The 7,151-nt window shown below is 64.8% G+C and carries 4 protein-coding genes; 3 read left to right on the top strand and 1 reads right to left on the bottom strand.

The annotated features are described in order from the left end of the window. Window positions 1–301 precede the first annotated feature (301 nt). From RT028_RS06535 to RT028_RS06525, 3 genes are all read left to right on the top strand, one after another. A complete protein-coding gene (locus tag RT028_RS06535) occupies window positions 302–820 on the top strand; it encodes a sigma-70 family RNA polymerase sigma factor (RefSeq protein ID WP_312933700.1) in 519 nt (172 codons plus the stop codon). A 47-nt stretch (window positions 821–867) separates the two neighbouring features. Continuing rightward, entirely contained in the window at window positions 868–1,974 is a 1,107-nt protein-coding gene (locus RT028_RS06530) for a FecR family protein (protein ID WP_312933698.1), read from the top strand. Window positions 1,975–2,077: 103 nt separating this feature from the next. Further along, window positions 2,078–4,588, top strand: coding sequence for a TonB-dependent siderophore receptor (locus tag RT028_RS06525; protein ID WP_312933696.1), 2,511 nt, complete (start codon window positions 2,078–2,080; stop codon window positions 4,586–4,588). A gap of 505 nt (window positions 4,589–5,093) precedes the next feature. Here RT028_RS06525 and RT028_RS06520 read toward each other — a convergent pair. Beyond that, on the bottom strand, window positions 5,094–6,947 hold the full coding sequence (locus RT028_RS06520; RefSeq protein ID WP_312933694.1) for an ABC transporter ATP-binding protein: 1,854 nt from the start codon (window positions 6,945–6,947) through the stop codon (window positions 5,094–5,096). Window positions 6,948–7,151 lie beyond the last annotated feature (204 nt).

Raw genomic sequence — 7,151 nt, 5'->3', positions numbered from 1 at the left:
AATAGAAACCCTGTGTGCGGCCGGTCCGGCGCTCCGGTCAGTCGCGATGGGCGGCGCAGCTGCCCCAGTCCAAGCCACTTGCCAGACCTGATCAACGGAGCGACACGCCGCCAGCCGGACGCTCTCAAGCGCCACTATGCCGACTGTGGGCGCCTTTCCCAGCCCTCTCACGTTTTTCCCAACACCTATGACCCGCTCAACGCACGTTCCTGCAGGCAAGCGTTGTTTCGAAAATAGCAGCGATGATAATTATTTCCATTTGTAATACAGTTGCGCCGTCCTTCCAGCCCGAACTGCCCGCATGCCGCCCTCCAGCGCCGATCCCCTGCTGATTTCCTTCCAGGAGCATTACGCTGATCTGCTGGCTTTTCTTGCCCGACGCCTGGGCAATGTGGAAAACGCGGCGGACGTTGCCCAGGAAACCTTCCTGCGCCTGTCCAGGCTTGCCGATTCCTCACACATCCTCGAGCCTCGCGCGTTCATTTTCAAAGTCGCCGGCAACCTCGCCCTCGACCGTCTGCGTCAGGACCGCCATCGCTCAGCCTTGCACTGCACCGACGGCCTGCCTGACGAGGTCTGCGACCAGCAGGCCTCGCCGGAGAAACGCTTTCTCGACCGTGAGGCCCTGCAGCAGCTGGATAAATCCCTGGCGGCATTGCCCAGCAATGCCCGCCTGGCCCTGTTGCTCAATCGCCTGGAGGGCCTGACCCATGCGCAGATCGCCCAGCGCTTGGGGGTGTCGGAAAGCACGGTGGGTAAATACATCGTTCATGCCATGCGCCATTGCCGCGACTGGCTGCGTCAGTCGGAGTGCCTTTAGAATGCGCACGCCGCTGACGGCTCCACCCAGCTCAGGTGCTGCCGACCATGTCTGATTTCCGTAACGCCCCCCCGTCCAGCGCCAGGCTGGAAGACGAGGCCATCGAGCGCTGGGTCCACCTGACCTCCGGCAATGCCACCGACGCTGACTGGCACGCCTTCCAGGCCTGGTGCCACACCAGCCCTGCCCACCAGGCGGCGGCGGATGTGGTCGAACAGCTGTGGCAGGGATTGGGCGAAAGCACGCAGCCACGTTGTGTGGTGCCTGCTGGGCAACGCCAGGCAGTACCCGCCGGGGGACCGGCTGCGGCCCCCACCACCGCACAACCCGCAGCAGTCATGGCTACGTCGACTGCAGCACCGGACGCAACCTCCACCGCTACCCCAGTTGCAGCACTCACCACTGCCGCCCCCGCCACACCGGCGCCAGCCCCACGTCGCCGCCTGCACCGCTGGGCAGCGCTGGCCGCCTGCGTTGCCACGGTGGCGCTGCTCGGTCTGCAGCAACCTGCACGCCTGTTGCTGGCCGACCAGTCCACCGCCACCGGCGAGCGCCGCACATTGACCCTGGATGACGGCAGTCAGGTCTGGCTGAACAGCGCCAGCGCCATCGACATCGACTATTCGCCGGAACGCCGCACCATCACCCTGCTCCAGGGTGAGGCGCTGTTTCAGGTCAGAAAGGACGCCGCCCGGCCGTTTGTGGTCCGCGCCGGCGACGGCGAGGTGCAGGCGGTGGGGACACGCTTTGACGTCGACCTGCAGCCCGCGCAGGTGAATGTGGGCGTGGCCGAAGGCATCGTGCAGGTGACGTCCGGGGGCCAGCAGGTGCGCCTGAACCACGCTCAGCAACTGCATTTCCGTCAAGGCCAGGCGCCCTCGTCGATCAGCACCTTCGATGCCGACCGTGACGCGGCCTGGCAGCGCGGCAAGCTGATCTTCAACCGCACCACCGTGACCGAGGTGCTGCGCAGCATCGAACGCCACCTGCCCGGCACGCTGGTGATCAGCGGGCACCTGCCCGACAGCCCGGTCAGCGGCGTGTTCGATCTCGACGACCTGCCTGCCATGCTCGACGTGCTGGGCCGCACCCAGCCAGTGCGGATCATCCGCCTGCCCTGGCTGACCGTGGTGATGAACGACACAGAAAAATAAATTCACATTTCGATGGCAAGGTTGCCACCGACGAAACGTCATGGGGTGTGAGCGCGAATGATTCCTATATCGCCACCACTTTTCTCCATGACGGATACCTCCGATGCAGGCTGCCTTCAAACCGTTCGTGCCGCTACCTGGCCATACCCTGACCCTTGCCCTCGCCCTCACCCTGGGCACCGCGTTTTCCGTCGCGGCGCCCGCCGCCATGGCCGCGCAAGCCTCGACGGCGATCAGCCTGCAACTGGCCGCTCAGCCCTTGGACACGGCGCTGACCCGGCTCGCCGACGCTGCCAACGTGCGCATCCTCTTCAACTCCAGCGCCGTGTCATCGGTCAACGGTCCGGCCTTGCAGGGCAATTACTCGCTGGCCCAGGCCCTGGACCAGCTACTCGGCGGCAGCGGTTACACCTGGCGCCTGCTCGACCCGAGCACCGTGGTCCTGGAACCGGTCAAGCGCACCGAGCACGGCGGCATCGAGCTGAGCACCACCACCGTTACCGCCGCCTCGCTGGGCAACGTCTCCGAAGGCACCGGCTCATACACCCTGGGCGCCGCGCAAGTGGGCGGCAAGACCGAACAGACCCTGCGCGAGATTCCCCAGAGCGTGTCGGCAATCACCCAGCAGCGCATGACCGACCAAGGCCTGACCAGCCTGAACAAGGTGCTCGAACAGACCACCGGCATCACCACCACCGGTGGCAACGACGTCAATGCCACCTTCCTGTCACGCGGCTTCGCGCTGACCAACATCCAGACCGACGGCGGCGCGTCTTCGCTGCGCCAGCAGAGCTACGACACCCTGCCCGACATGATTTCGTACGACCACGTCGAAGTGCTGCGCGGCTCCGACGGCCTGTACGGCGGCACCGGCGAGCCGTCCGGCACCATCAACCTGGTGCGCAAGCGCGCCCTGGACCACAACCAGGTCATCGTGCAGACCTCGGCCGGCAGCTGGAACAACTACCGCCAGGAAGTGGACGTCACCGGCCCTTTGGGTTTCGACGGCAAGCTCAGGGGCCGCGCGGCGATGGCCTATGAAGACAAGAAATACTTCTACGACCGCGCCGACAGTGAAAAACATGTCGTCTTCGCCACCCTGGAAGCCGACCTCACGCCCGATACGCTGCTCAGCGCAGGCGGCACCTACGAATGGCGCGACATGGACGGCTACTGGGACGAGGGCTTGCCCCGCTACACCACCGGTGACCCGCTGAAACTGTCACGCCATAAGTCCCTGGCCGCCGACTGGTCGACCAACAATTACAAGCGCACCGAGGGCTTCGTGAAGCTGCGCCAGCAGTTGAACGACGACTGGGTGCTCAACAGCAGCTACACCAAGAGCAAATACGACACCACGCAGAATCAGGGTCAGGTCGAAGGCCCGATCGACCCCACCGTGGCGCAAGGCGGCACCTACCAGCGCTTCATCCGCGACTACAGCAACGACCAGGACCTGTTCGACCTCAACAGCACGGGCAGCTTCGAGGCCTTCGGCCGCCGCCATGAACTGGTGGTCGGCGCCGATTACACCGAAAGCCACCGCACCTACGCCGACCACAGCGACTTTTCCAGCGCCCAGCCGATCGACCCGCTCGATGGCAGCGTCGGCTCACGGGCCGAACCTGGCAAACCCCCGCTGTACTACGAGACGCCGACCTGGATTACGCGCAAGAGCGGGGTGTACACCACGCTCAAGGCGCAACTGGCCGACCCGCTGAAATTGATCGTGGGCGCGCGCTATACCGACTTCAACGGCTTCAACCGAGTGCTGGTGCCCTCGTTCGACGCCGACACCACGCGCGGCGGTAAGGAAAGCGGCATCGTCACGCCTTACGGTGGCCTGGTCTATGACCTGGACGACAGCTGGTCGCTGTACACCAGCTACGCTCAGATCTACAAACCGCAGACCGAGTTCTTCGATGCCAGCTTCGCCCCGCTCAAGGCCATCACCGGCGACACCTACGAGCTGGGCACCAAGGGCGAGCTGTTCGGTGGCGCCTTGAACCTGTCGTCGGCGTTGTACTACGTCAAGCGGCAGAACGAGGCGATCCAGAACTTCTCGGCCAGCCCGCCCGGCAGCCAGAACAACTGCTGCTACACCGCAGACGGCGAGATCGTCAGCAAGGGCATCGACACGGAAATCTCGGGCGAAGTCCTGCCAGGCTGGCAACTGTTCGCTGGCTACACCTTCAACATCAACGAACAGACCAAGGCTGCCGACGGCGCCAGCAATGGCAAGCCGATCAGTACGCAGACGCCCAAGCACCTGTTCAAGTTCTTCACCACCTACCAACTGCCGGCAGAGCTGAACCGCTGGAAAGTGGGCCTGGGCGCCACCGTGCAGAGCGCCAACTATGTGTCCGGCTCGGTACAACGGCGCCTGGGTGACGGCACCCTGAGCCCGGCCATGGAAAACTACAACTTCACCCAGGCCGGCTACGCGGTATGGAGCAGCCTGCTGGAGTACCACGTCGACGAGCACTGGACGGCGGCGGCGACCGTCAACAACCTGTTCGACAAGACCTATTACCAGACCGTCGAGTCCAGTAGCTACGGCAACTGGTACGGCGCACCGCGCAACCTGATGGTGACACTCCGCGGTACGTTCTGAAGAGGGCCGCCGCCTTCCCCCTGCAGGCGCTCGCCTCAGGCCGAATGCGAGTGACGCGCTCTGAGCGAACCCTTGTCTGAAGCCGCAAGGCTCGCCCGTCGATCACTTGGGGCTGCTTCTGCAGCCCATCGCGGCTGAAGCCGCTCCCACAGGGCAGCCCATTCCCTGTGGGAGCGGCTTCAGCCGCGATGGACCGCAAGGCAGTCAACCCTGTGGGAGCGGCTTTAGCCGCGATGGGCCGCAAGGCAGTCAACCCTGTGGGAGCGGCTTTAGCCGCGATGGGCCGCAAGGCGGCCAACCCTGTGGGAGCGGCTTTAGCCGCGATGGGCCGCAAGGCAGTCAACCCTGTGGGAGCGGCTTTAGCCGCGATGGGCCGCAAGGCGGCCAACCCTGTGGGAGCGGCTTTAGCCGCGATGGACCGCAAGGCGGCCCCAGTCGCTTGAATGAACAGCATCATGCCCATCTGGGCCTTATGGCGAGGCAGCAGACGTTGCGGCCGTTGCCGTCACTCCAGCGTTTCCACTACCCCTTGATCTTCCCCCAGGAACCCGCCGCTCTGGTGCTGCCAGAGCCGCGCATACGTGCCGTTTCTGGCCAGTAGCTCGGCATGGCTGCCCTGCTCGATGATGCGCCCGTTGTCCATGACGATCAGCCGATCCATGGCGGCAATGGTCGACAGCCGATGCGCGATGGCGATGACGGTCTTGCCTTGCATCATTTCATCGAGGCTTTCCTGGATCGCCACTTCCACTTCCGAATCCAGGGCGCTGGTGGCTTCGTCCAGCAGCAGGATGGGCGCATCCTTGAGCATGACGCGGGCGATGGCCACGCGCTGGCGCTGGCCCCCGGAGAGCTTGATGCCGCGCTCGCCAACCAGCGTGTCGTAACCGCTGTGCCCGTGCTTGTCGCTCAATTGCTGGATGAAGCCATCGGCCTGGGCATGGGTGGCCGCGCGGCGAATCTGCTCGTCGCTGGCCTCGGGCCTGCCATAGGCGATGTTGTCGCGAATCGAGCGATGCAGCAGCGAGGTGTCCTGCGTCACCATGCCGATCGCGCTGCGCAGGCTGTCCTGCGTCACATGGGCGATGTTCTGACCGTCGATGCTGATCGTACCGTTGTCGACATCGTAGAAACGCAGCAGCAGGTTGATCAGCGTCGATTTGCCCGCACCGGAGCGGCCGACCAGGCCGATCTTCTCACCGGGGGCGATGTCCAGGCTCAGGCCGTCGAGCACCTGGCGTTCGCCGTTGTAGTTGAAGCTCACCTGATCGAAGCGCACCGCTCCGCCGCGGGTCTGCAGCACACCGGCATCGGGCACGTCCTGGACCTTGGGGCCGCGGGTGAGCGTGTCCATGCCGTCCTGCACGGTGCCGATGCTTTCGAACAGCGAGGTCATCTGCCACATGATCCAGTGCGACATGCCGTTGATGCGCAGCGCCATCGCAGTGATCGCCGCCACCGCGCCAGCACCCACGGCGCCCTGGTGCCAGAGCCACAGCGCATAGCCGCCAGCGCCGATGATCAGCGCGACTACCAACACCTGGTTGGAGATCTCGAACTGACTGACCAGGCGCATCTGGCGAAATCCGGTCTGCTTGAAGTCTTCCATCGCCGCGCGCGCGAAGTGGGCTTCACGTTTGGAATGGGAGAACAGCTTGACCGTGGTGATGTTGGTGTAGGCATCGGAGATGCGCCCGGTCATGGACGAACGCGCATTGGCCTGCTCCTGGCCTACCTGACCCAGCCGTGGCACGAAGTACCACAGGGTCAGGCCGAACAGCGCGAGCCAGGCCAGGAACGGCAACATCAGCCGGGGCGCGAAGCCGCCTGCCAGGGCGACGATGGCCACGAAGTACACACCGATGCCGGGGATGATCTCGACCAGGGTGAACAGCACTTCGCGCACGGCCAGCGCCGTCTGCATGACCTTGGTGGTCACCCGCCCGGAGAACTCGTCGGAGAAGAACGACAGGCTCTGGCGCAGCATCAGCCGGTGGAAATCCCAGCGCAGGCGCAGCGGCAGGTTGATCGCCAGCACCTGGTGCTGCACCAGCGTGCGCAACGACACCAGGCCGATGCTGATGACCAGCACGATGCCGACGCCCCACAGCACTCGGCGTTCCTCATCGCTGACCACACCACCTGCCTGCCAGGTAGAAAGCAGGTCCACGACCTGGCCCAGGAACGAGAACAGCCAGGCCTCGTAGATCGAGACGGCGGCGCTGAGCAGCGCCATCATCAGGATGTAGCGGCGGGCGCCACGGGTGCAGGCCCACAGAAAGCGCGCCAGGCCCATGGGCGGCGGCGGTGCTTCGTCGGGAGGGAATGGGTCTAGCCAGCGTTCGAAAGCGCGCAGCATGGGGGGCTCCAAGTAGGTCGAGGGGGCGATTTTGCCAGTAATCGTCGGTAGTTGACCTGTTGGACAGGCGGAATGCTGCGTTTGCGTGCGTGTTGGCTGGGGGCTTGTGGTGCGTGGGGCTGGTTTCGTTGAGGGGAGCGATTGGGGCGGCGCTGGTGAAAGGCTGGGGCGGTACTGGTGTGGGCAGAGGCTGGGGTTGGCGTG

This window comes from Pseudomonas sp. (assembly GCF_032058845.1).
Classification (GTDB): domain Bacteria; phylum Pseudomonadota; class Gammaproteobacteria; order Pseudomonadales; family Pseudomonadaceae; genus Aquipseudomonas.
This window is presented reverse-complemented; position numbering and strand designations above follow the sequence as displayed.

Excerpts from the sequence above, each read along its gene's own strand:
- RT028_RS06530 (WP_312933698.1), top strand. The coding sequence starts at position 868 with ATGTCTGATTTCCGTAACGCCCCCCCGTCCAGCGCCAGGCTGGAAGAC.
- RT028_RS06535 (WP_312933700.1), top strand. The coding sequence starts at position 302 with ATGCCGCCCTCCAGCGCCGATCCCCTGCTGATTTCCTTCCAGGAGCAT.
- RT028_RS06520 (WP_312933694.1), bottom strand. The coding sequence starts at position 6,947 with ATGCTGCGCGCTTTCGAACGCTGGCTAGACCCATTCCCTCCCGACGAA.
- RT028_RS06525 (WP_312933696.1), top strand. The coding sequence starts at position 2,078 with ATGCAGGCTGCCTTCAAACCGTTCGTGCCGCTACCTGGCCATACCCTG.